The organism is Janthinobacterium sp. GW823-FHT03B06 (assembly GCF_058796955.1).
On sequence record NZ_JBXAJE010000003.1, the window covers coordinates 85,257 to 109,485 of the forward strand.

General features: G+C 65.1%; 15 protein-coding genes. 9 read left to right on the top strand and 6 right to left on the bottom strand.

Features of this window, described 5'->3' with window-relative positions; genetic code table 11:
• Positions 1–215: 215 nt before the first annotated feature.
• On the bottom strand, positions 216–2,162 hold the full coding sequence (locus AC1RBA_RS11390; protein WP_492418239.1) for a GAF domain-containing sensor histidine kinase: 1,947 nt from the start codon (positions 2,160–2,162) through the stop codon (positions 216–218).
• 185 nt (positions 2,163–2,347) lie between these two features.
• Between AC1RBA_RS11390 and AC1RBA_RS11395 the strand changes: the two genes are divergently transcribed.
• From AC1RBA_RS11395 to AC1RBA_RS11415, 5 genes are all read left to right on the top strand, one after another.
• On the top strand, positions 2,348–3,895 hold the full coding sequence (locus AC1RBA_RS11395; RefSeq protein WP_492418241.1) for a C13 family peptidase: 1,548 nt from the start codon (positions 2,348–2,350) through the stop codon (positions 3,893–3,895).
• A gap of 42 nt (positions 3,896–3,937) precedes the next feature.
• A complete protein-coding gene (gene czcI, locus AC1RBA_RS11400; RefSeq protein WP_492418242.1) occupies positions 3,938–4,300 on the top strand; it encodes a cation efflux protein, CzcI family in 363 nt (120 codons plus the stop codon).
• A gap of 105 nt (positions 4,301–4,405) precedes the next feature.
• Positions 4,406–5,638: a TolC family protein gene (locus tag AC1RBA_RS11405; protein ID WP_492418244.1), complete on the top strand. Its 1,233-nt coding sequence runs from the start codon at positions 4,406–4,408 to the stop codon at positions 5,636–5,638.
• A 12-nt stretch (positions 5,639–5,650) separates the two neighbouring features.
• Positions 5,651–6,868, top strand: a complete 1,218-nt coding sequence (locus AC1RBA_RS11410; protein WP_492418245.1) for an efflux RND transporter periplasmic adaptor subunit — start codon at positions 5,651–5,653, stop codon at positions 6,866–6,868.
• 25 nt (positions 6,869–6,893) lie between these two features.
• Entirely contained in the window at positions 6,894–10,034 is a 3,141-nt protein-coding gene (locus AC1RBA_RS11415) for an efflux RND transporter permease subunit (protein ID WP_492418247.1), read from the top strand.
• A 423-nt stretch (positions 10,035–10,457) separates the two neighbouring features.
• Here AC1RBA_RS11415 and AC1RBA_RS11420 read toward each other — a convergent pair whose 3' ends face one another.
• Together AC1RBA_RS11420 and AC1RBA_RS11425 are read right to left on the bottom strand one after the other, a co-directional pair.
• Entirely contained in the window at positions 10,458–10,967 is a 510-nt protein-coding gene (locus tag AC1RBA_RS11420) for a hypothetical protein (protein WP_070292404.1), read from the bottom strand.
• Positions 10,968–11,088: 121 nt separating this feature from the next.
• Positions 11,089–11,325, bottom strand: coding sequence for a hypothetical protein (locus AC1RBA_RS11425; RefSeq protein WP_143449926.1), 237 nt, complete (start codon positions 11,323–11,325; stop codon positions 11,089–11,091).
• Between the two features lie 211 nt (positions 11,326–11,536).
• On the opposite strand from AC1RBA_RS11425, the gene AC1RBA_RS11430 reads away from it, so the two are divergent.
• A complete protein-coding gene (locus AC1RBA_RS11430; RefSeq protein WP_492418249.1) occupies positions 11,537–11,911 on the top strand; it encodes a hypothetical protein in 375 nt (124 codons plus the stop codon).
• On the opposite strand, the gene AC1RBA_RS11435 is transcribed toward AC1RBA_RS11430, so the two are convergent.
• Entirely contained in the window at positions 11,912–14,950 is a 3,039-nt protein-coding gene (locus AC1RBA_RS11435; RefSeq protein ID WP_492418251.1) for a sensor domain-containing diguanylate cyclase, read from the bottom strand.
• A gap of 259 nt (positions 14,951–15,209) precedes the next feature.
• Between AC1RBA_RS11435 and AC1RBA_RS11440 the strand changes: the two genes are divergently transcribed.
• Entirely contained in the window at positions 15,210–15,893 is a 684-nt protein-coding gene (locus AC1RBA_RS11440; RefSeq protein WP_492418253.1) for a helix-turn-helix domain-containing protein, read from the top strand.
• An 8-nt stretch (positions 15,894–15,901) separates the two neighbouring features.
• Here AC1RBA_RS11440 and AC1RBA_RS11445 read toward each other — a convergent pair whose 3' ends face one another.
• Both AC1RBA_RS11445 and queC read right to left on the bottom strand, forming a co-directional pair.
• Complete coding sequence (locus tag AC1RBA_RS11445; protein WP_492418255.1) at positions 15,902–16,795, bottom strand: sterol desaturase family protein; 894 nt, start codon at positions 16,793–16,795, stop codon at positions 15,902–15,904.
• 78 nt (positions 16,796–16,873) lie between these two features.
• The gene (gene queC / locus AC1RBA_RS11450) at positions 16,874–17,599 is read right to left on the bottom strand and encodes a 7-cyano-7-deazaguanine synthase QueC (protein WP_070217781.1); all 726 of its coding nucleotides are present in this window, start codon (positions 17,597–17,599) and stop codon (positions 16,874–16,876) included.
• A gap of 223 nt (positions 17,600–17,822) precedes the next feature.
• On the opposite strand from queC, the gene AC1RBA_RS11455 reads away from it, so the two are divergent.
• Positions 17,823–19,721: an autotransporter assembly complex protein TamA gene (locus tag AC1RBA_RS11455; protein ID WP_070292401.1), complete on the top strand. Its 1,899-nt coding sequence runs from the start codon at positions 17,823–17,825 to the stop codon at positions 19,719–19,721.
• Positions 19,721–24,148 (top strand): translocation/assembly module TamB domain-containing protein, encoded by a 4,428-nt coding sequence (locus AC1RBA_RS11460; RefSeq protein ID WP_492418257.1) that lies wholly within the window; start codon positions 19,721–19,723, stop codon positions 24,146–24,148. The genes AC1RBA_RS11455 and AC1RBA_RS11460 overlap by 1 nt, the downstream gene beginning before the upstream one ends.
• Positions 24,149–24,229: the final 81 nt, after the last annotated feature.

Here is a 24,229-nt window from a genome sequence, read left to right on the forward strand (position 1 = left end):
CTGCACACCAGCAAAACACGCTTCGGCCCAAGCCCCCAACACAGGTATTCCGGGCCAAGCGGGCCTGAAAAATGTCGAGGGCAAGGCGCGGCGACGCAGACAGTACGCATGTACGGCAAGGAGCCGCAACGCCGCCATCGGCATTTTCTCAGGCCCGCATCTCCGGCCCGCCGTTTTTAACCTAGCCGCCGGCGTCGGATTACGCGGCCTTGCCGCTAATCCGACCTACGTGGCTCCAGCGGGAAGCGGATCTTGTAGTGCAACCCCATCCCCGGCGCGCTGACCACCTTCACCGTGCCGCCCAGCGGCCCCGTCACCAGGTTGTACAGGATGTGCGCACCGAGGCCGCTGCCGCCCGAGCCCCGCTTGGTCGTGAAGAAAGGATCGAACAGCTGGCCCAGGGTGGCGCTGTCCATGCCCATGCCGTCGTCGCTGTAGTCGAGTTCCAGCATGTCGCCGGCCGTCCTGGCACTGATCTTGATCCTGCCCGGCTCGCCTTCCGCAAAGCCGTGCACCAGTGAATTGACCACCATGTTCGTGACGATCTGCGAGACGGCGCCCGGATAGCTGCGCAGTTGCACCTCGGGCGCGCAATCGATCTCCACCTTGACCGGCTTGCCCTTGAGCTTCGGTTGCAAGGACAGCAGGATTTCATCGAGATATTTGCGCAAGTTAAAGCTGCGCAATTCGTCCGAGGACTGGTCCACGGCCACCTGCTTGAAGCTGCGCACCAGCGCCGCGGCGCGCTGCGTGTTCGTCGTCATGATGCGCAGGGTCTGGTCGATGATGTCGAAAAATTGCCGCAAGCCGTCTTCATCGAGCTGGCCGCCGTCCAGGTCTTCGCGCGTGAGCTTCAATTCCTGCACCAGGTGGCTGGTGGCCGTCACGCAGATGCCCAGCGGCGTATTGATTTCATGCGCCACGCCCGCCACCAGGCGTCCCAGGGATGCCAGCTTTTCCTGGCGCACCAGTTCCGACTGCGCTTCCTGCAAGGCGCTCAAGGCGCTGTTCAGGGCCGCATTCTGCTCTTCCAGCGCTTCCTTGGCCTGGCGCATGGCGCTGTCGGCCTGGATGCGGGCCATCGCCACGGCCACATGGCTGGCCATGAAGGCCAGCACGTCCAGTTCCGCCTGCCCATACACGACGGATTCGTCGTAGCTTTGCACGATGATCACGCCATACTTTCTCTCGCCCAGCAGCATGGGCGCGCCCATCCAGCTGGCGATGCCCACATTGCCCAGCGGCTCGTCCATCTCGCCGCTGGCCACCAGCGCCGCATAGCTGTCCGCATCGAGCAGGCACGCCTTGCGCCGCGCCAGCACATAGGAACTCATGCCGATGCCGTAATGAAAACGTTTCACAGGCGCCTGCGCATCCTTTTCATCGACGAAATACGGGATCGTGATGTCCTTGTTGTCCGGGTGGTACAGGGCGATGAGGAAATTCTTTGCCGTCACCAGTTCGCTGATGATGGCGTGCAGGCGCGCATACAGAGTCGTCGCGTCGGCCGCCTGCGCCGACAGGTTGGCGATTTCATACAGCGCATGCTGCAGGTTTTCCGCGCGCCGGCGCTCAGCCACCTCGTGCGCCAGCAGGGCCGTGCGCTCCTGCACCGCCTTTTCCAGCCGGTCCATGCTTTGCATGCCTTGCAGGGCGCTCGACACGTGCGTGGCGATCAGCGCGAACAGGGCCTGGTCTTCCAGGCTGAAACGGTGCTGGGCGTCGTAGCTCTGGATGACGATGGCACCGAGCACCTGGTGCTGCTGGTCCAGCAGCGGGCAGCCGATCCAGTGCTCGGCCGCCGTGCCGCCGCCCCAGGCGCCGCCGCCGATGGCGCGCATGGCGTCGTCGTCGGCCGTCATCACCAGCTGCTTGCGGTTGACGATGACCCAGGCCGTGGGCGACTGCGCGGCGCTGGCCAGGCGCACGCCCTCGTCCGGATCGGGCGCGGCGTCGAATTCGTCGACAAAGTAGGGAAAGCGCACGAGGCCGTCGTCGCGGTCGCTGAGCGCCACGTAAAAGTTGGCCGCATACATGATGCGTCCCAGCGCCGCATGCACCGCCTGCAGGAATTCGCTGATATCGCTGCAGGTGCTCGAGCGCTGCCCGATTTCCAGCAACACGGTTTGAACGGCTTCCAGGCGGCTGAGACGGCTTTCCATGGGTGACTATGTACCTTGTGCAAGTATATGTTCTGAAAATCAATATTATCAGTTCAGCCCAGCCTTGGCACGGCATAAAACGCAGAATCTTGCCTTGAGCGATAGCAACACTCGCCACGCGCGCATTTGCCACCTGGCCGATACAGTGGCAGACTAGGCCCCTTCCTACAGACCAGACCGTCCTCATGACTGCCACGCTACGCGCCTCGCTTCGCCCCTACACCCTCGCCGGCCTGCTGGCCTTTGCCGCGCTGGGCATGCCGCCATTGTGCGCCGCGCCAGCCAAGGCGCCGGCGGCGGAAACGGCCGATGGCGGACGCTATTTCGGTCCCCTCGTCGCGGGCAAGATGCACGGCCAGGGCCGGCTCGAATACGCGAGCGGCGCGTTTTACGAAGGGGGCTTCGCGCGCGGCGTGTTTTCCGGCCAGGGCAAGCTGCGCCAGGCGTCCGGCGTCGAATACACGGGCGCCTTCCGCCAGGGCGCCTTCGACGGCATCGGCCGCTACACCTCGCCCAAGGGCGAAATCTATGCGGGCAGCTTCGTCAACGGCAGCTTCGAGGGACAAGGCCGCTTCCAGGGCGCCGACGGCGCCACCTTCGAGGGCCATTTCAAGCACTGGCGCCCGCACGGCGCCGGCAAGCTGACCGACACGGACGGCACCGTCTTCGAAGGCGAATTCGTCCAGGGCCAGGTGCAGGGCAAGGCGAAGGTCACCACCAGCGACGGCATCCACTATGAAGGCGAGCTGAAAGACTGGAAATTCGAGGGCGAAGGCGTGCTGCGCACGGTCGACGGCGACGAATACCGGGGTGGCTTCAAGAATGGCCAGTTCGACGGCAAGGGCGTGCTGCGCTACGCCGTGGCGCAGGCGGACGGCCGGCGCGAAGACAGCGGCAACTGGACGGAAGGCCAGCTGGACGACCCGGCCGCAGACAAGCTCACGCGCGACAATATCGAGCTGGCCCTGTACAACCAGCGCACCCTGCTCGACGGCGCCCTGGCCCGCATCGCGCCGCGCGACCCGGCGAAAAAGATCAATCTCTACCTGCTGGGCGTGGCCGGCGATGGCGCGCAGGAAGTGTTTCACCGCGAAACGGCCTTCGTGCAGCGCCAGTTCGACCGCGATTACGGCACCGTGGGCCGCTCCCTGATGCTGGTCAACAGCCGCAACACGGTGGCGCAGCAGCCGATGGCCACGCGCACCAGCATCGCCGCCAGCCTCGACGCCCTGGGCGCGAAGATGGACAAGGCCAACGACATCCTGTTTTTATTCCTCACCAGCCACGGCTCGCCCGAGCACGAACTGGCGCTGGCGCAAAACGGCATGGATTTGCACAGCCTGCCCGCGCAAGAGCTGGCGGGCATGCTCAAGCACAGCGGCATCCGCTGGAAAGTCATCGTGATCTCGGCCTGCTACGCGGGCGGCTTCATTGCGCCATTAAAAGATGACAACACCCTCATCATCACGGCCGCGCGCAGCGACCGCACCTCGTTCGGCTGCGACGACCAGAACGATTTTACTTACTTCAGCGAAGCGTATTTCAAGGAAGCCTTGCCCAAGAGCGCCGGCTTTGCCGAGGCGTTCGACAAGGCCAAGGTGCTGGTGCAGGCGCGCGAGGCGGCCGATTTCCTCGAAGGCGGCATGGAGGCGGAAGAGCATTCCGAGCCGCAGCTATTCCAGGGCAAGGCGATTGCCGCGCAGCTGAAGGCGTGGCGCGCCCAGCCACGCTAAGCACGGCACGGCCGCCCGCCTTTCTGTACAATAGCCGTCACCATGCGACAATTCTTCCTCATTTTGCTGCTGTTCGTGCTTCCGCTCCAGATGTCCTGGGCTGCGGCGAGCGCGTATTGCCTGCACGAGGAAGGCAAGGCGGCGCAGCACCTGGGCCACCACAGCCACCAGCACAAGGCCGATGCGGATAAACAACCCGCCGGCGGTAAAGCTGAGCAGCAGAAAAAAGGCCAGCCGCACAGCGATTGCAACGTCTGCCATGGCATCGGCCACGCATGGCTGCCGGCCGGCTCCAGCCTGCCGGTCGGCGACATGGCGTCCGTCAACGCGGATACGTCCCCCTTCTTTTACGCTTCCCACATCCCGGACGCTCCCAAGCGCCCTGACTGGTCGTCGGCCATCTAGGCCGACGGGACGCTTCTTTCACTGATCGCAATATGCGGGCCTGACTAAAGCAGGCGCCAGCCTGCGCGTCCCGTCGAATTCTTTTTCCACTCCCTGGAGAATTCGATGTACCAAATCATCTTGTTACTTTCCGCTGGCCTGCTGGCCGGCAACTTTGCCCATGCGCAAACACCTGCGGAACCCGCCGGTCCCCTGACCCTGCCCGCCGCGCTGCTGCTGGCCGAAGGCGGCAACGCCACCCTGTCGGCCGCCCGCCATGAACTGGCGGCGCAGGGCGGCGCCCTGCAGCAGGCGCGCGCCCTGCCCAACCCGGAACTGCAAACCGTGCTGGAAGACACGCGGCGCGCCACGCGCAGCACCACCGTGCAACTGAACCAGCTCATAGAACTGGGCGGCAAACGGGGTGCGCGCGCCGCCGTCGCGCAGCAGGGCCAGGAACTGGCGCAGGCCGGCCTGTCACTGCAGCAAGCCGACACGCGCGCGCTAGTGACCACCGCCTTTGTCGACGTGCTGGCGGCGCAGGAAGGCTTGCGCCTGGCCGACAGCGCGCAAGCCTTGGCCGCGCGCGCCAGCGACATCACGGCGCGCCGGGTGACGGCCGGCAAGGCCTCGCCTGTCGAGGAAACCCGCGCCAGGGTTGCCGAAGCGAGCGTGCGGCTGGAACTAAACCTGGCCCGCAGCACGCTGACCAGCGCCCGCAAGCGCCTGGCCGCCCTGTGGGGCAATGCCGCGCCCCGCTTTAGCGTGGCCGAAGGACGCCTGGAAACCTTGCCCGAGCTGCCGCCACGCAGCGAACTGGCGGCACGGCTGGAGCAGGCGCCGGCCGTGCGCCAGGCGCGCAGCGCGCTGGCCCAGCGGCAAGCCATGCTGGACGTGGAACAGCGGCGCGCCACGCCCGACGTCACGCTCAGCATCGGCATGAAGCGCTCGGAAGAACTGGGCCGCAACCAGGCCATCATCGGCCTGGCCCTGCCGCTGCCTTTGTTCGACCGCAATGCCGGCAACAAGCTCGACGCCTTGCGCCGCAGCGACAAGGCCAGCGACGAGCTGGCCGCCGCCCGCATCGCCGTGCAGACGGACGTGGCCGCCGCCAGCGAACGCCTGGCCATGGCCCGGCTCGACGTGGAAAGCTTGCGCCTGGACATCTTGCCCGGCGCGCAAAGCGCCTACGACACGGCCAGCAAGGGCTTTGAGTTCGGCAAGTTCGCCTTCCTCGACGTGCTCGATGCCCAGCGCACCTTGCTGCAAGCCAAAAACCAATACCTGCGCGCGCTGACGGAAGCGCAGCACGCCGCCGCCGAGATCGAGCGCCTGCTGGGCACACCAGCTCCCCTGTAAGGAATACCCTCCATGAACATCACACTGAACAAAAAGCAGGCGATCGCCATCGCTTCCATCGCGGCCGCCGGCATCGTGCTGGCCATCCTCATCCTGGGCACGGGCAATTCCAAGACCGCGCCGCCCGCCGCCGTCAAGGTGGAAGCACATGCTGAAAAGAAAGACGAACACGGCCACGAGGAAGTGGAAGGCAAGCTGGAATTGACGGCTGCGCAAAGCCGCGCGGCCGGCGTCGTCATCGCCACGGCCGCGCCCGGCCGCATCAAGACGACGGTCGCCCTGCCCGGCGAAATCCGTTTCAATGAAGACCGCACGGCCCACGTCGTGCCCCGTCTGGCCGGCGTGGTGGAAGCCGTGCAGGCGGACCTGGGCCAGCTGGTGAAAAAGGGGCAAGTGCTGGCCGTCATCGCCAGCACGGAACTGTCGGAACAGCGCAGCGCACTGCTGTCGGCGCAGCGGCGGCTCTCCCTGGCACGCTCCACGTATGAGCGCGAGGAAAAACTGTGGCGCGAGAAAATTTCGGCCGAACAGGATTACCTGCAGGCGCAGCAGGCGTGGCGCGAGGCGGAAATCGCCGTGCAGAATGCGCAGCAAAAACTCAGCGCGCTGGGCGCCAGCGGCGCCGGGACCGGGGCCAGCAAAGGGCCGCTGAACCGCTACGAGATCCGCGCGCCGTTCGACGGCATGGTGCTGGAAAAACACATCACCCTGGGCGAAGCCGTCAAGGAAGACGCGAACATCTTCGTCATTTCCGACCTGTCGACCGTGTGGGCGGAAATCGCCGTGCCGGCGAAAGACCTGGCCACCGTGCGCATGGGTGGCAAGGCAGAAGTCAAAGCCAGCGCTTTCGATGCCAGCGCGCAAGGCACGATCACCTACGTGGGCGCGCTGCTGGGCGAGCAGACGCGCACGGCCAAGGCACGCATCAGCTTGCAGAACCCGGACATGGCCTGGCGCCCGGGCCTGTTCGTCACGGTGGAAGTGGTGTCCGGCGAAGCGGACGCGCCCGTTACCGTGCAGAGCACGGCCATCCAGACGGTGGAAGACAAGCCCGTCGTCTTCGTGCAGGTCAAGGACGGCTACCAGGCCACGCCCGTGGTGCTGGGCCGCAGCGATGGCAATCTGACGCACATCAAACAGGGCCTGGCCGCCGGCACGCCGTACGCGGCGCAAGGCAGTTTTGTCCTGAAGTCCGAGCTGGGCAAGGACTCCGCCGGCCACGAACATTGATCACGTCAAAGCTAAGGAAACCATCATGTTTGAACGCTTGATCCGCTTTGCCATCGACCAGCGCTGGCTGGTGATGCTGGCCGTGGCGGCCATGGCCGGCCTGGGCATCTACAGCTACCAGAAGCTGCCCATCGACGCCGTGCCCGACATCACCAACGTGCAGGTGCAAATCAATACCCAGTCCGCCGGCTATTCGCCGCTGGAAACCGAGCAGCGAGTCACCTTCCCCATCGAAACGGCCATGGCCGGCTTGCCCAACCTGGAGCAGACGCGTTCGCTGTCGCGCTATGGTTTGTCGCAAGTGACCGTGATCTTCAAGGATGGTACGGACATCTATTTTGCCCGCCAGATGATCAACGAGCGCCTGCAGGAAGCGAAGGAAAGCTTGCCGGCTGGCATCACGCCGAAGATGGGGCCTGTTTCCACGGGCCTCGGTGAAATCTATCTGTGGACGGTGGAAACGCAGGAGGGCGCGAAAAAGCCGGACGGCACGCCCTACACGCCGACGGACTTGCGCGAAATCCAGGACTGGATCATCAAGCCGCAGTTGCGCAATGTCACGGGCGTCACGGAAATCAATGCCATCGGCGGTTACGCCAAGCAATACCAGGTGGCGCCCTACCCGGAAAAACTGGCCGCCTACGGCATCAGCCTGCAAGACGTGGTGACGGCGCTCGAGCGCAACAACAGCAACGTGGGCGCCGGCTACATCGAAAAGCAGGGCGAGCAGCTGCTGATACGCGCGCCGGGCCAGGTGGCCTCAAAAAGTGACATCGGCAACATCGTCGTCGCCAATGTGCAGGGCGTGGCGATCCGCATCCGCGACGTGGCCGACGTGGTGCTGGGGCGCGAGCTGCGCACGGGCGCGGCCACGGAAAACGGCCGCGAAGTGGTGCTCGGCACCGTCTTCATGCTGATCGGACAGAACAGCCGCGCCGTGTCGCAAGCCGTCGACAAGAAGATGGTCGAGATCAACCGCAGCCTGCCGAAAGGCGTGCACGCCGTCACCGTGTATGACCGCACGGTACTCGTCGACAAGGCCATCAATACGGTGAAGAAAAACCTGCTGGAAGGCGCCGTCCTGGTGATCGCCATTTTGTTTTTGTTCCTCGGCAATATCCGCGCGGCCGTCATCACGGCCATGGTGATTCCGCTGGCCATGCTGTTCACGTTTACGGGCATGGTGCAATACCATGTGAGCGCCAACCTGATGAGTCTGGGGGCACTCGATTTCGGCATCATCATCGATGGCGCCGTGGTCATCGTGGAAAACTGCGTGCGCCGCCTGGCCCATGCACAGCAAAAACTGGGACGGCCGCTGACCTTGCAGGAGCGTTTTCAGGAAGTGTTTGCGGCATCGCAAGAAGCGCGCCGCCCCTTGCTGTACGGCCAGCTGATCATCATGGTCGTGTACCTGCCCATCTTCGCGCTGACGGGCGTGGAGGGCCGCATGTTTACGCCGATGGCCCTGACGGTGGTCATCGCCCTGCTCGGTGCCATGCTGCTGTCGATCACCTTCATTCCGGCCGCGGTGGCGCTGTTTATCGGCGACAAGGTGGCGGAGAAGGAAAACGCCATCATGCGCGCCGCCAAGCGCTGGTACGCGCCGCTGCTGGACAAGGTGATGCGCAACACGCCCGTCGTGTTGACGGGCGCGGCGGTAGCCGTCGTGCTGTCGGGCTTGCTGGCCACGCGCATGGGCAGCGAATTCGTGCCCAGCCTGAACGAGGGCGACATCGCCATCCAGGCCCTGCGCATCCCCGGCACCAGCTTGACGCAATCGCTGGCCATGCAGCAGCAGCTGGAAAGCAAGCTGATGGCAAACCACAAGGAAATCGCGCGCGTGTTCGCCCGTACGGGAACGGCCGAGATCGCGTCCGACCCCATGCCGCCGAATATTTCCGACGGTTACATCATGCTGAAACCCCGCGACGCATGGCCGGAACCGAAGAAGTCGCGCGAGCAATTGCTGGCGGAAATCGAAGCGACGGCCACGAGCTTGCCGGGCAATAACTATGAGTTTTCGCAACCGATCCAGCTGCGCTTCAATGAACTGATTTCCGGCGTGCGCAGCGACGTGGCCGTGAAACTGTTCGGCGACGATATGAGCGTGCTCGACAGCACGGCGGCGAAGATCGCGGGCGTGCTGGGCAAGATTCCCGGCGCAACAGAGGTAAAAGTCGAGCAGACGACGGGGCTGCCCATGCTGACGGTGCAGATCGACCGCGAGCAGACGGCCCGCTATGGCCTCAATATTGCCGACGTGCAAGCGGCGATCGCCACGGCCATCGGCGGGCAAGAGGCGGGTACCCTGTTCCAGGGCGACCGCCGCTTCGACATCGTCGTGCGCCTGCCCGACAGCCTGCGCAGCGACCTGGAGCAGTTGAAACGCCTGCCGATCGCCCTGCCCCTGGGCGCGGCGGCGGAAGGCCGCGCCCGCTTCATCCCGCTCGGCGAAGTAGCCAGCCTGCAAGTGGCGCCGGGGCCGAACCAGATCAGCCGCGAAGACGGCAAGCGCCGCATCGTCATCAGCGCCAACGTGCGCGGACGCGATATCGGCTCCTTCGTGGCCGATGCCACGCAGCAGTTGCAAGCGCAGGTGGCCATTCCGGCCGGCTACTGGACCAGCTGGGGCGGCCAGTTCGAGCAATTGCAGTCGGCCACGAAACGCCTGGAACTGGTGGTGCCCGTGGCCTTGGCCCTCGTGTTTGTGTTGCTGTTCGCCATGTTCGGCAACGTCAAAGATGGGCTATTGGTCTTCAGCGGCATCCCGTTCGCCTTGACGGGCGGCATCGTCGCCCTGTGGCTGCGCGACATTCCCATGTCGATTTCGGCGGCGGTCGGTTTCATCGCCCTGTCCGGCGTGGCCGTGCTGAACGGCCTGGTGATGATTGCCTACATCCGCCAGCTGCGCGAACAGGGCATGCCCTTGCAGGATGCGATACGCGAGGGGGCCATCACGCGTTTGCGGCCCGTCTTGATGACGGCGCTGGTGGCGTCGCTCGGTTTCGTGCCGATGGCCATTGCCACGGGCACGGGCGCCGAAGTGCAGCGTCCGCTGGCCACCGTGGTGATCGGCGGCATTTTATCGTCGACGGCATTGACGCTGCTGGTGCTGCCGCTGTTGTACCGGCTGGCGTATGCCGTAAGAGGCAGGTCGGATTAGCGGGGGCCGCCGAGGTCGCAAGCGCGTCATCCGACACATTGTTGACGCTGGCGGTAACGTCGGATGACGGCCTTGCAGGCCTGATCCGACCTACCTGTCCATGCGTCGATTCCGCGGACGTAGGTCGGATTAGCTCCGAAGGAGCGTCATCCGACACATTATTGACGCTGGGGGTAACGTCGGATGACGGCCTTTCAGGCCTGATCCGACCTACCTGGCCATGCGCCGGTTCCGCGGACGCAGGTCAGATTAGCTCCGAAGGAGCGTCATCCGACACATTGTTGACGCTGGTGGTAACGTCGGATGACGGCCTTGCAGGCCTGATCCGACCTACCTGGCCATGCGTCGGTTCCGCGGACGTAGGTCGGATTCGCTCCGAAGGAGCGTCATCCGACACCAGCACCAGCGCCAACAATATGCAGCTTAGGGCCGGCGGTAGCCGCCTTCGATCCAGTTCGCGGCGGACGTGGCGTTGAACTTGAACGCGGCCGAGGTGCGCACCTTGGCGATCTGTTCGCCGTCGGCGTCGTAGGCGCTCAGTTCCGCGTACGGGTGGTCTTCGTCGGGCACGATGTCGAACATCACCTTGATCTGCCCCTCGTCGGTGGCGACGAACAGGTTCTTGTGCAGTTGCGCATGCAGCTGCTGCTCGTGGCGGCGCAGTACCTCGGACGCCGTCTTGACCAGGGTGTTGAAGGCGTTGACGTCGAGCGGCTTCGGGTTTTTCTTGTCGCGGCCCATGGTCCACGGGCCCACGAGGGCCGGCTCCGGTTCGCCATCCTTGATCATGGCCACGGCCCAGCCTTCATCTTCCTCGTTCTTGATCACGCGCGCCGTCCAGCCATTGCCTACCCACAGGCGCGGCTCCTGGATCGGGGCGTCATTGTCGTGCTCGGCGGCTTCGTCGGAAAAGTCGGGGAAATCGGTACTCATGGCGGTGCTCGTGATGGAAGGTCGGGGCTAGCATGATAGTCGAAAACGCCCGCCCGTGCCGCCTTCACGGCGGCATGGGTGAACGTTCAATGCTTCCGTCCGGCATCTTCCCAGGCAACTGTCAGCACATGGACATGGCAGGCCGGTTGGGCCAGGTCAGCGGCGGGCCGGGCGGTATCCAGCGCGGGTCGATGGCCGGCAGCGGCGCATGATAATTAAAAGGATTGATGATGATCGGCGGGATCGCCGATGGCGCGCCGACAGGCTCGGCGCAGGACTGCGTGGCGCTACGCTGGCGCGTGGTTCGATGGTGAAAAAGGGATAGCGATTGATCCCCGGTATCTGCAAACAAAAGCATGTTGCCCTCCTTGCGAGACTGAGGTGTTCAGTATAGGACGGCTTGCGCACATTACAAGAAAAGAAATCTTGTTCCAAATCAGTGTTTTCTGGCCGCCAGCGCCTTCCATACCGTGAAAATGACGGCCTGTCGCACGCCGCTGGCGGCAAGCGGGGCACGCGCCTACAGTGTGACCATGCAATACCCGATCACCCACACACCGAGGCTTACCATGAAAAAATTGCTCACCTTCGTCCTCATCGTCATGCTCGCCTGCCTGTTCCTCGACAAGATCGGCGCCACGGACATGCACATGCAGCTCAACGGCGACGAGATCGACGGACCGCTGGAGTGGCTGTTCGGCCTGGTGTTTGCCGGCGGCGGCTTGCTGATCGCCGCCATTGCGCTGGTATGCGGCGCCGTCGTCACGGGCGTGGTGCTGGCCGGCGTGGGCGTGGTGCTGATCGCCGTCGTGGCCCTGTGCGTGGCGCTGGCGCTGGCCTTGAGCACGCCCGTGCTGCTGCCGCTCTTGATTCCCGTCGCCATCGTCTGGCTGATCGTCAGCCGCAACCGCAATCAGGCACAGACGCGTCAGCACAGCCTGTAATCACTGCGCCATGAACTTGCTGAGCACGCCGTCGCCGCCGCCGTCATTCTGTTCGATGCGGTTGCGCCCGCCCCGCTTGGCCCGGTACAGCGCCTCGTCGGCGCGCGCCAGCACGGCGTCGCAATCAGCATCGGTACCGACCATGGCGGCCATGCCGATGCTCACCGTGATGGTGAGCACAATGCCGCCATCGATGGTCAGCGAACTTTCCGCCACGCGCCGGCGCAGCCGTTCGGCAAACACGGCGGCGGCGCTCAGATCCGTGCCCGGCAGCAAGATGGCGAATTCCTCGCCGCCCACGCGGCCCGGTACGTCGACCTTGCGCAGCGCCTGGCACATCAGCGCGCCCAGGTGGCGCAGCACGGCATCGCCCACGGCGTGGCCATGCTCGTCGTTGACGCGCTTGAAGTGATCGATGTCGAGCATCAGCACGCTGGCGCAGCTGGCCAGCTCGCGCTGCAAGCGGGCATGCTCGTTTTCCAGCGACGCCATGAAGTGACGGCGGTTCGGCAAGCCGGTCAGGAAATCCGTGGTGGCCAGCTGCAGCAGTTCCGCGTTCATGCGCTTGCGCTCGGTGATATCGAGCGAAGACACCATGACGAAATCGAGGCTGTCCGCATGCCCGGGCATCACCAGCAGGCTCAATTCATTTTGCCGCGCCGCGCCGTCGAGACGCACGAAGCTGCTTTCGCACTCGTACAGGTGGGCGCCGCCAGCCAGCGCCAGCAACGCATCGCCGAAACGGGGCAAGGCGCTGTCATCGAAATTCTGTGCCAGGCTCAGCGCACCGCGGCGCTGGTCGTCCTCGTTGGCGCGCACCTGCGCCAGCGCGGCGCCGTTCGCATCGATGATGCGCACCAGGCCCGCCAGCTTCCGCAGCGCATCCGGATTGGCCTGGAAGTGGGCGCCCAGGTCGCGCACGCCCGCCTGCTCGAGCGCGTCGAGCGCGGCGCGCACGGCCGACCAGTCCTGTTCCCACAGGGCCACGGGCGCGTGGTCGTACAGGCTGCGGAAACGCGCTTCGCCGGCGCGCAGGGCCAGCGCCACCTGCGCCTGCTCGATGGCCATGCCGGCCAGGTGCGCCGCCTCGCTGAGCCGCGCCAGATGCGCCGCGCCCGGCAAGGTCGGCTGGCGGTGATACGCCATCAGCACCCCGAGCAGCTTGCCCGAGCCGCCACGCACGGGCTCGGCCCAGCATGATTGCAGCTGGGCCCGGTACGCCAGTTCCATCGTTTCCTGCACATTGGCATGCAGGTCGCCCACGATCACGCGCTGGCCGTCGCGCACGGCTTGCGCGGCGATGCCATGCACGCCCTGCAAGGTGTCGAGGTCGTGGCCGTGGCTGGACAGGTTGAAAAACGCGGGCAAGCTCGGCGCCGCGCCCAGCACCAGGCGGTGGCGGCTTTCATCGAGCAGCAAGATGCTGCACAGCATGGCGGGATGGTCGGCTTGCACGCTGAGCACCACGCTTTCCAGCACCCGTTCCAGCGGCGCGCCCGTGGCCAGCATTTCCAGCACTTGCCGCCGCGTATGCTCGCGCCGCTCCATCTGGCTGCGCTCGCTGATATCGCGGAAGGTCCACAGGCGCGCCTGCTCATTGCCTAACTGCATGCTGCGCACATATTGTTCGACCACCCGCCCATCGCGCAGGTGCAGCACGTCGCGCCGCTCGCGGTGGCCGTGCGGCGCATGGGCGCGTGCTCCCAAGAAAGGTGCAGCCTGCTCCAGCTGACTTTCCACATGGCGCACCAGCGCCGCGCCATCGGCTTGCCAGTCGAGCGCGTCGGGCACTTGCCACAGGTCGCGGAAACGCCGGTTCGAGGTAAAGATGCGGCCATTGATGTTGTCGACCAGAATGCCGTCGATGGTCGAATCGAGGATGCTGCGCAGCATGGCCTGGCTCCGTTGCGCCGCCTCGGCCATCGCCAGCACGCTCGCCTGCCCCTGCTCGAGCTGGCCGGCCAGCTCGCTCGAGCGCGCCAGCGCCACCTGGGCGCGGGCGCGGCCCGCCGCCAGCAGCCAGGCCGCCAGCGCCAGCACGATGCTGGCCAGCAAACCGGTCCAGGCCACCAGGCGCGGCCGCGCCAGCAGCTCGCCATCGAAGCCCGGCATGGCGCGCACGCGCAAGGTCCACGGCCGGCCGGCGATGGTGATGACTTGCCGCGATAACAGGCTGTCCGAGGCGGCAGAGGACAAGCCGCCCGGCAGGCTGTCGTACATCAGGGCCGCCTCGGCCAGCTGCGCGCCGTCATAGATTTCCAGGTCCAGCTGGCGCGCCGCCTCGCCGCCCACGCCCGCCATCAGGTCGCCCATGCGGAACGGCGCAAACACCCAGGCGCGCAAGGCGGCGCGCCGCTGCTCCACGCTGGCATGCGGCAAGCCGTTGTCATACACGGGCAGCACAACCAGGAAACCATGCGCCTGGTCGCTGCCGCCATCCTGCACCAGGTGTATCTTGCCTGTCATGGCGGCCTGGCCAGTGTCGCGCGCCTGCTCGAGCGCGGTGCGGCGCACGGATTCGGACCAGATGTCATAGCCGAAGGCCAGCAGGTTGCTGTCGCTTAAAGGTTCCAGATACGTGATGGGCGCATGCCAGGCCCGCTGGCCGAACGGACGCACGGCATAGCCGGGATAGCCTTCCGCGCGTACGCTGGCCTCGTGCCGCGCCAGGGCGGCGCCGGGCACCAGCGGCAGGTAGCCGATGCCGTGAATGCCGGGAAAGTTTCGGTCGACCTGCTGCACCGCCAGATAGGCATGGAATTCGCGGCGCGTGACTTCCTGCGAACTGGCATACAGTCCCTGCACCCCGTGCAGCACCTGGATATAGGTCCGCATGCGGCCGGCGATGTTGTTCACCAGTTCGCGCACGCGGAAATCGAAATCGGCCTGCACCTGCTGTTCGCTGGCGTCGTGGGCATTGCGCCAGGCGCCATACGTCAATCCCAGGCACAGCGCCAGCACCAGCGTGGCCAAGGCGCGCGGCCCCACCCAGTGCGACACTGGCCGGGCAAACCACGACGAAGACGCGCGTGTAGACATGGCAGGCTGACAGGCAGGACGACATCAAACCGCGACACTGCCGGCAACATGGCTGGCAGCGGGCTGCACGATTACCATCGGTAGTCGATGAGAATGATAGTACGTTACAGCGGGCGCCCTTGCAATGCCGAATATTGTATTAAAAAGACCACATATTTCATCGATGCAATGATGTGTACTCCAGGAAAATTCAATGCCATGAAAACCATTCCCGCCGGCTGCTATGATCGCCCCGTCATCCATCATCAGGGAGCCGCGTTTGCAGCACGATAGCTGGCAGGGAACACTGTGGCTGGCGCCGGATTTTGCCATCTTGCATGGCGCAGCGGGCGCCACGGACAGTCACGCCCATTATGCGCACCAGCTGATGCTGAGCACGGGCGCGCCCTTCACGGCCGAGCTCGACGGCATCGTCCACACGGCGCGGCACTTGCTGGTCGAAAGCCTGCGCCCGCACGCCATCGTCGCCGCACCGGCGCCCATGCTGACCATCTATGCGGAACCGCAGCGCCTGGGCGGTGCAGCCTTGCTGGCGGCCGCCGGCGGCGCAGGCGCTCCCACCCTGGACGGCATCGCCGCCGCCCTGCAGGCCCAGCCCCGGGAAATCCTGTCCGACGCCCGCGTGCGGCGCGCGCTGGAGCAGGTCGACATATTGTTGTCGGGCAAGGTCAGCGCGGCCGCCGTGGCCGGGGCCGCGCATTTGTCGCTGAGCCAGCTGGAACGCCTGTTCAGCGCCCAGCTGGGCTTGCCCGTGCGGCGGCTGGTGCTGTGGCGCCGCTTGCGCCTGGCCATCCGTTTTATCTTGCTCGGCAGCACTCTGACGGACGCGGCCCACGGCGCCGGCTTTGCCGATGCCGCGCATTTTTCGCGCACCATGCGCAGCCTGTTCGGCGTGCGCGCCGACCGCAGCTTGCGCCAGCTCGACGTCAAGTTGCTCGATTGACCTGCCGGCTACGACCCGTTGCGCAAGCCGGCCGGCAGCTCGGGCGCGCGCACGCCCTCTTCCGCGCGGAACGGCTCGATCAATTGCGCCCCATATGCGACGGGGTAATCGGGCCGGCTGCCGATGCCCAGGTCCTCGCTCCGCATGCGGTAGCCCGGGGCGTCGAAACAGGTGCCCAGCAGGCGGTCCCAGCACGTAAAAAACAGGCCGAAATTCACGTCGCCGGCCGTGCCGTATTTCATGTGATGAAAACGGTGCAGCGGCGCCCAGGCAAACACGTGGCGCAGCGGCCCCATGCGCATATCGACGTTCGCGTGCTGCAGCAACAGCTGGATCGCCACGGCAAACGCCAGCACGGCCATGACACGCTCAGGTATGCCCAGCAGCAGCAAGGGCAGCATGCCGCCCGCCGCTTCCAGCAGCAAATGCAGCGGGTGTTTCATCCATCCATTGAAACCATACAGGCGCTGCACGCTGTGGTGCACGGCATGCAGTTTCCACAGAAAATAAAAACGGTGGCTCAGGTAATGCACCAGGGTAATGCCGCAGTCGGCGATAAGGATGGCCAGCAGCAGCTGCGCCCAGAACGGCCACGCGCTGGGCCAGAACGCGCCCAGCGCCAGGTGTCCTGCCAGCAAGGGAAAGGCAGCCAGGCCGAGCAGATATAGCGCTTCATTGACGAGCGCGTGCAGCACGTCGCGCCAGCCTTCGCCGTGCGCGTGGTTCCACGCGCCGTCATACGGCAGATAGCGTTCGGCAAGAAGGGACGTGAGCAGCGCCAGCAACAGCAAGGGCGGCAAGACCCAGAACGAATAGTGGCACACCGCGATCAGGTAACTGGCGGCGCCGATGAAGCCGGCCCAGAAGACGGGGCCGTACAGCGCGGCAAAGAGGGATGTCATGGCAAGGTTCTCCTGTGGCAAAAACCACAGCATGGCTTGTCCCCCTGCCGCGCCGCTTGAAGAAACGGCGCAAACTGATTATTTCAGGGCCGGTTTCGCCGCCTTCCTCGCCGCGTATTGCTGGTAGCCGTTCGCGCGCAGGGAGCAGGCGGGGCAAGTGCCGCAGCCGTAGCCCCAGTCGTGCAATTCGCCACGCTCACCCAGGTAGCAGGTGTGCGTACCGCTGCGGATCAGGTCGACCAGCGGCTGGCCGCCCAGGTCTTCCGCCAGGTCCCAGCTTTGCGCCTTGTCCAGCCACATCAGCGGCGTTTCCAGCTTCAGGCGCGTATTCATGCCCAGGTTCAGGGCCACTTGCAGCGCTTTCATTGTGTCGTCGCGGCAATCCGGGTAGCCGGAAAAATCCGTCTCGCACATGCCGCCCACCAGCACCGTCAAGCCGCGGCGGTAGGCCACGGTGGCGGCTACCGTCATGAACAGCAAGTTGCGGCCGGGCACGAAGGTGTTCGGCAAGCCGTTTTCCTGCATGACGATCTCGACGTTCTGCGTCATGGCCGTATCGGAAATGGCGGAAATCAATGACAGGTCGATCATGTGGTCCTGGCCCAGGCGGCTGTCCCACTCGGGCGACTGCCGGCGCATCTGCTCGAGCACGCCGGGACGCACGGTCAGTTCGATCGCATGGCGCTGTCCATAGTCAAAACCGATGGTTTCCACTCGGCTATAGTGCTTGAGAGCCCAGGCCAGGCAGGTGGTGGAATCTTGTCCACCGCTAAAGAGCACCAGTGCGGAGTCCGTTGCTAGCATAATTTCTTTCTTTTCAGTTTGATTCTGTTCCAATTGTGCGCGGAGAAACATGATTCCCAGCGCAAAAAATACTTATTCGTCCGCCATCAGTTTACCTATTCCGGTAACATGCAGTCAGCATTTACTCATCTGGAGCACCATGTTTTCTGCACGACCCATACGGCATACGGCTGCCGGCAAGGCGATACGACCACGAATTTTGGCACAAGTAGTGACAAAAGCAATGGGTCAACTGACACTGGCGGCCGCCGGCAGTGTCATCTCGCTGTTTCCCATCGCCCATGCCGGGGCCCAGGAGGCCACGCAAGATGCTGCTCCAGAGAGCGCCAGCGCCACGGAAACGGCGCCCGCCCCGCTGCAGTACGAGGTCAAGGTCAACGCCCCCGGCGACCTCGATGAACTGCTGGAAAAAAACCTGGACCTGGAACGCTTCCGCGGCAACCCGCGCATGGACCGCGAGCAATTGCAGCGCCTCGTGCGCGATACGCCCGAGCAAGCCAAAAACCTCATCGCCACGGCCGGCTACTACACGCCCGTCGTCACGGTGCGCGTCGACACGACGGGCGCCAAACCCGTCGTCATCGTTGACGTCGATCCGGGCCAGCCGGTGACCATCGACAAGGTCGAGCTGGAATTGCGCGGCTTCGATCCCACGCCGCCGCTGGCCGCTTCCGAACCCTACGATACGGAAGCCCTGAAACGCAGCTGGGCCCTGAAGACGGGCAGCGTGTTCCGCCAGGCGGAATGGGAAGCGGCCAAGCGCGCGCTGCTGCGCGAAGTGGTGCAGACGCGCTACCCGCGCGCCCAGCTGGTCGATACGCAAGCCGTGGTCGACCCGGAAACGCACAAGGTCTCCTTGCTGGTGGTGCTCGACAGCGGCCCCGAGCTGCGCTTCGGCGAGCTGCGCATCGAAGGCTTGAAACGCTACGATGCCAGCATCATCCGCAACCTCGACAAGATACGCCCGGGCGACTATTACAGCGAATCGGCGCTGCAATCGTTCCAGGCGCGCCTGCAGGACACGGGCTACTTTGCCAGCGTGGAAGTCAGTGCCGACATGAGCAGCATCCTGGGCGAGCAGATCGAGGCGGGCCAGGAAAGCCAGCAGGCCGAGGCCGCCGGCGCCGCGCCAGAAGCCAGGCCCGCCAACCGCGGCCCCGCGCCGCAGCTGCCGCTGGTCGTGCGCGTGACGGAAAACAAGCAGCAGAACGTCAGCGCCGGTCTCGGTTTCAGTACGAATACGGGGAATCGTGCCCAGCTCAACTATGACAACCTCAACGTATGGGGCACGCGCTTCAAGAGCGCGATCACCATGGAAACGAAGAAACAGGCAGCGCACGCCAATTTTTACTTTCCGACCACCGAGCGCGGCTACAACGACAGTGCGGGCGCCTCGTTCGAGCGCAGCGATATTTCCAATGAAATCACGGCCGTCACCACCATCTCGGCCAAGCGCAACTGGGGCGGCACCAACCTCGAGCGCAGCCTGACGTTCGAGTTCCTCAGCGAAGACAAGACGGTGGTGGGCCTGGAACAGACGCGCAGCAAGAGCTTGCCGCTGACTTATGCCATCACCAAGCGCAGCCTCGACAGCCTGCTGTTCCCCACCAAGGGCTACGTCATCAACGCCCAGGTGGGCGGCGCCCTGCTGCCCCTGCTGACGGACGAGCGCTTCGTGCGCGTGGCCGGCAAGGCCGTGTATTACCGTCCGCTCGGCGAAAAGGGCGAGCTGATCGTGCGCGGCGAAATGGGCGCGCTGGGCTCGAAGGAAAAACGCGGCGTGCCGGCCGTCTACCTGTTCCGCGCGGGCGGCGACCAGTCGGTACGCGGCTATGGCTACCAGGAACTGGGCGTGAAGGAAGGCGACGCCACCATCGGCGGGCGCTACATGCTCACCGGCAGCGCCGAATACCAGTACTGGTTCAAGCCGAAATGGGCCATTGCCGCCTTCTATGACGCCGGCAACGCGGCCGACACGGTCAAAGCGGCCATGACGCCGAAATCGGGCTATGGCCTGGGCGGGCGCTACAAGAGCCCCGTCGGCCCCATCAATGTCGACGTGGCGTATGGCCACGCCGTCCACGCCTACCGTTTGCACTTTTCTCTGGGATTCACTTTCTGATGTCCGATATTTCTACCGAGTCCCCCAACGGCGCCGCGCCGCCACCGCCGGCGAAAAAACCGCGCCGCTGGGTGCGCTATGTGCTGATCGCCGTCGCCAGCCTGGCCGTGCTGCTGGGCGCCGGCTTCTGGTTCCTGGGCCGCGAATCGACCTTGCAGATGCTGGTGCAAAAAGTGGCCAGCGCCAGCGGCGGCGACATCGCAGTGTCGGGCGTGTCCGGCTCGCTGTACAACCGCATGCACCTGGGCCACGTCAGCTACCGCAGCAAGACGCAGCACATCACGGCCGACAACATCGACATCAACTGGTCGCCGTTCCAGTTCTTCTCGGAAGGCATCGCCATCAGCGAACTGCACGTGGCCAGCCTGTCCGTGGAAAGCACGGCGCCGTCCGAGGAACCGTCGACCATGCCCGCCAGCCTGGCCGCGCCTTTTAAAATCGGCATTGCCGACGCGCGCCTGGACAAGGTGACCCTCGTCAGCGCGGGCGGCAATACGGTGTTTGAAAAAATCCATTTCACCTTGTCGGGCGACAAGTCGCAATGGCAGCTGGAAGATGCCTCGGCCGTCACGCCGTTCGGCCAGGCCACGGCCAGCGCGACGATCGCCGCCACGCAGCCGTTCAAGCTCAGCGGCAAAGCGGGCTTGACGCAGCTCAACCCCGCCGCCGGCGAAAAACCGGCCGCCCTGGCGCTGCAGCTGGGCGGCGACCTGAATGTACTGAACGTCACGGCCAAGGGCAGCGCGGGCGCGGCCACGGCCGACGCCCAGCTGGCGCTGGCGCCGTTCGACCCCGTCATCATCCTGCGCTCGGCCAGCATCAAAGGCCGCAACATCAATCCGGGCAAGTTCGACGCCACCTTGCCGCAGGCGGACCTGAGCCTGGAACTCGATGCCGCCATCGACACCCGACCGACGAAGCAAACGGTGTCGGGCAAGCTGGCCATCCTCAACCACGCCACGCCGGGTCCCATCGACCAGCAAAAGCTGCCGCTGCGCCAGTTCGAGGCGCGCCTGGGCGGCACCCTGACGGCCACGACCTTGGAATCGGCCATCATCGATTTCGGCAACGCGGGCAAGTTCACGGGCGGCGGCAAACTCAACCGCGACGCCGTCGATGGCCCCATCGGCAATGCGCAACTGACCTTGCACACGGACAAGATCGACTTGCAGCACATCTACAGCAGCATCAACAGCACGAAGATCGTCGGCGACATCGTGCTCGACAGCGACGACAAGACGCAAACCCTGCGCGCCAAGCTGGGCGAAGCCAAGCTGCGCCTGGACATGGAAGCCACCCTGGCCGATTCGCTCGTGCAACTGCGCAAGGCAACCTTGCAGGCAGGCAAAAGCAGCGTCAACGCGACGGGCCAGATCAGCCTGAAGGATGAGCAACCGTTCAAGGCCGTGGCCAGCACCAGCCGCCTCAATCCCGCCGACTTCGGCGCCTTCCCCGTGGCCGACCTGAACCTCGACGTGCGCGCCCATGGCCACGTGGCCCCCAAGTGGCTGGCGAACGCGGACTTCACCGTGCGCCCCAGCAAGCTGCTCGACCAGCCCCTGACCGGCAAGGGCAAGCTGACGGCCGATGCGGCCCATTTCAGCGGCATCGACGTGCAGTTGGCGCTTGGCAAGAACAACGTGACGGCCAAGGGCAACTTTGGCGGCGCCGGCGAAAAGCTCAACTGGAACGTCGATGCACGGCAACTTTCCGCCCTGCAGGGCGACTTGCTGGGCACGGTGCTGGCCAGCGGCGTGGTGCAGGGCACGCTGCAGCAGCCGCGCACGAGCTTTGTGGCCGACGCGAAAGGACTGGGTTTAACGAGCGGCAAGCGCCCCGCGCCCGACAGCGCCATCCACGCCAGCGGCGACGTGGGCTTGACGGGGCCGAAGCAGCAGGCGGAATTGAAAATGACGGGTTCCTTGCAAAAGATCAACCCGGCCGCGTTTGGCGCATCCATGCCCAACGGCAACGTGAATGCGGATTTCAACGGCAGCGGCCGCCTCACCAGCGACTGGCAAGTGGCCCTGAACCTGGCCCTGCGCGAATCGACCCTGCAAAACGCGCCGCTGGCCGGCTATGCCAAGCTGTCGGCCAACGCGAAACGCATCGACAGCGTGGATACGGAACTGCGCCTGGGGCCGAACAGCTTGCTGGCCAAGGGCGCGCTGGGCGGCGCCACGGACCAGCTGACATGGAAACTCGATGCGCCGCAACTGTCGACCCTGGGTCCCAAGTTTGCCGGCGTGCTGCATGCGGCCGGTTCCGTCTCGGGCAAGATGGACGCGCCCGCCGCGCAGCTGACGCTCGATGGCAAGGATCTGACCTTCTTTGGCGACCAGCAATTGAAAGCCGTGAAAGGCAGCGCCAGCGTGGGTGCCGGCCAGGGCGCGCTCGACCCCATGGTCAGCAGCCTGGAAATCACGGGCTACAGCACGCCCACCTTCAAGCTGGCCAGCGCCCGCCTGGGCACGACGGGCACGCGCGGCAGCCATACGGTCAGTTTGACGGCGCGCAATGACGATTTCGATGCCACCGTGCAAATCCGCGGCAGCCAGAGCGGCGCCGCCTGGACGGGCAGCATCGACAGCCTGCAAAACAAGGGCCGCTATGCGCTCGTGCTGCAAGCGCCCGTGCCCGTGAAAGTGGCGGGACCGGTCGGCAGCGGCGTGGCGGGCCTGGGCCAGCCCGAGCAGATCAGCGTGGGCAACACCGTCATCAAATTGCCGGCAGGCAGCATCACCATGCAAAACCTCGTCAAGAACGGCCCCCGCTGGACCAGTTCCGGCCAGGCGGCTGGCGTGGCCCTGACCTATCTGGCGCAAGTGATCCCGTCGCTGCAAGCCAATGCGCGCAGCGACCTGACCCTGGGCGCGCAATGGTCGCTCGACATGCAGGTGCCGACGGCGAAACAGAAAGATCCCTCGCTGGCCGGCATGCTGCACATCTACCGCGAAAAAGGCGACGTGACGGTGGGCGTGGAACAGCCGCTGGCGCTGGGCTTGCGCACCTTCGATGCGCGCGTGGATGTCGCCAACCAGCAGCTGCGCCTGGCCGTGAAACTCGATGGCGCGCGCGCGGGCCAGAGCGATATCAATGCCACCGTGCAAATGCTGAGCGGGCGCATCAGCAACGACAGCGCCCTCTCCCTGACGGGCACCACGAATATCGATTCGCTGGCGTGGCTGGCGCCGCTGACGGGCCAGCCGGGCCTGGAACTGGGCGGCGCGTTGAAGGTGGCCCTGTCCGGCAGCGGCACCATCGGCGCGCCGCAATTGAATGGCGACATCAACGGCAGCAAGCTGCTGGTGAACTGGGCCGACCAGGGCTTGAAATTGCGCAATGGCGTGCTGCAAGCCAAGCTGGCCGGCGATCAATTGCAATTGCAGCGTTTGAGCTTTGATGGCGGCGACGGCAAGGTGCAGGCCGATGGCTGGGTGCGCTTTGCGAATGGCGAAGCGAGCCTGGAACTGAAGCTGATGGCCGACCGCCTGCAGGCGCTGTCGCGTCCCGACCGGACCCTGGTGTTGTCAGGCAACAGTACCCTGGTGCGCAACGACAAGCGCTTCAGCTTCGAGGGCAAGTTCAAGGCCAACCGCGCGCTGATCGAACTGGCGCCGCAGGATACCCCCACGCAAAGCAGCGACGTGGTGGTGCTGGGCAAGGAAGTCAAGGGCAGCAAGGAAGCGCCTTCGCTGCCCCTGAATATCGACCTGGAATTTGACCTGGGCAACGCCTTCCACCTGCGCGGCATGGGGCTCGATGCCGACCTGGCGGGCAATGTGCGCGCCAGAGTCATCAACCGCGCCGCGCCGCGCGTGACGGGCAGCATCAAGGTCACGAACGGCCAGTACGCCGCGTATGGACAGAAGCTGTCGATCGAGCGGGGCCTGATCGCCTTCACGGGCGCCTACGACAACCCGTCACTGAATATCCTGGCCGTGCGCAAGCGTCCCGAAGGCGAAGCGCTGTCGGAAACGAACGTGGAAGCGGGCGTGGAAGTGCGCGGCACGGCGCAGGCGCCGACGGCCAAGCTGGTGTCCACGCCGAGCGTGTCGGACAGCGACAAGCTGGCCTGGCTGATTCTCGGCCACGGCGCGGAAACGGCGGCCGGCGATGAAATGGCGCTCTTGACGACGGCCGCAGGCGCCCTCTTCGGCGGCTCCGGCGGCGGCTTGCAGGGCAAGCTGGCCAATTCGCTGGGCCTCGACGAAGTGGGCCTGTCGCAGGCGCAAGGGCTGGAAAGCACGGTCGTCACCGTCGGCAAGCGCCTGTCGTCGCGCGCCTACCTGACGTTCGAGCAAGGCACGAGCACGGCGACGAGCCTGGTCAAGCTGCGCTACAAACTGAACCGCCGCATCACTTTGCAGTTCCAGACGGGCACGAACAATGCGCTGGACGTGTTGTATACGTGGGCGTTTGACTAGAATGGCGGCCAACAATGTTGTCGGATTACGCGGGGCGTGGCCCCGCTAATCCGACCTACGGCCCATGTGCCTCCACGTAGG

Bases quoted from the DNA above. Each gene is read 5' to 3' on its own strand.
- AC1RBA_RS11455 (WP_070292401.1), top strand. From the start codon at position 17,823: ATGGGTCAACTGACACTGGCGGCCGCCGGCAGTGTCATCTCGCTGTTT.
- queC (WP_070217781.1), bottom strand. From the start codon at position 17,599: ATGCTAGCAACGGACTCCGCACTGGTGCTCTTTAGCGGTGGACAAGAT.
- AC1RBA_RS11435 (WP_492418251.1), bottom strand. From the start codon at position 14,950: ATGTCTACACGCGCGTCTTCGTCGTGGTTTGCCCGGCCAGTGTCGCAC.
- AC1RBA_RS11445 (WP_492418255.1), bottom strand. From the start codon at position 16,795: ATGACATCCCTCTTTGCCGCGCTGTACGGCCCCGTCTTCTGGGCCGGC.
- AC1RBA_RS11395 (WP_492418241.1), top strand. From the start codon at position 2,348: ATGACTGCCACGCTACGCGCCTCGCTTCGCCCCTACACCCTCGCCGGC.
- AC1RBA_RS11390 (WP_492418239.1), bottom strand. From the start codon at position 2,162: ATGGAAAGCCGTCTCAGCCGCCTGGAAGCCGTTCAAACCGTGTTGCTG.
- AC1RBA_RS11420 (WP_070292404.1), bottom strand. From the start codon at position 10,967: ATGAGTACCGATTTCCCCGACTTTTCCGACGAAGCCGCCGAGCACGAC.
- AC1RBA_RS11460 (WP_492418257.1), top strand. From the start codon at position 19,721: ATGTCCGATATTTCTACCGAGTCCCCCAACGGCGCCGCGCCGCCACCG.
- AC1RBA_RS11430 (WP_492418249.1), top strand. From the start codon at position 11,537: ATGAAAAAATTGCTCACCTTCGTCCTCATCGTCATGCTCGCCTGCCTG.
- AC1RBA_RS11405 (WP_492418244.1), top strand. From the start codon at position 4,406: ATGTACCAAATCATCTTGTTACTTTCCGCTGGCCTGCTGGCCGGCAAC.
- AC1RBA_RS11425 (WP_143449926.1), bottom strand. From the start codon at position 11,325: ATGCTTTTGTTTGCAGATACCGGGGATCAATCGCTATCCCTTTTTCAC.
- AC1RBA_RS11415 (WP_492418247.1), top strand. From the start codon at position 6,894: ATGTTTGAACGCTTGATCCGCTTTGCCATCGACCAGCGCTGGCTGGTG.
- AC1RBA_RS11410 (WP_492418245.1), top strand. From the start codon at position 5,651: ATGAACATCACACTGAACAAAAAGCAGGCGATCGCCATCGCTTCCATC.
- czcI (WP_492418242.1), top strand. From the start codon at position 3,938: ATGCGACAATTCTTCCTCATTTTGCTGCTGTTCGTGCTTCCGCTCCAG.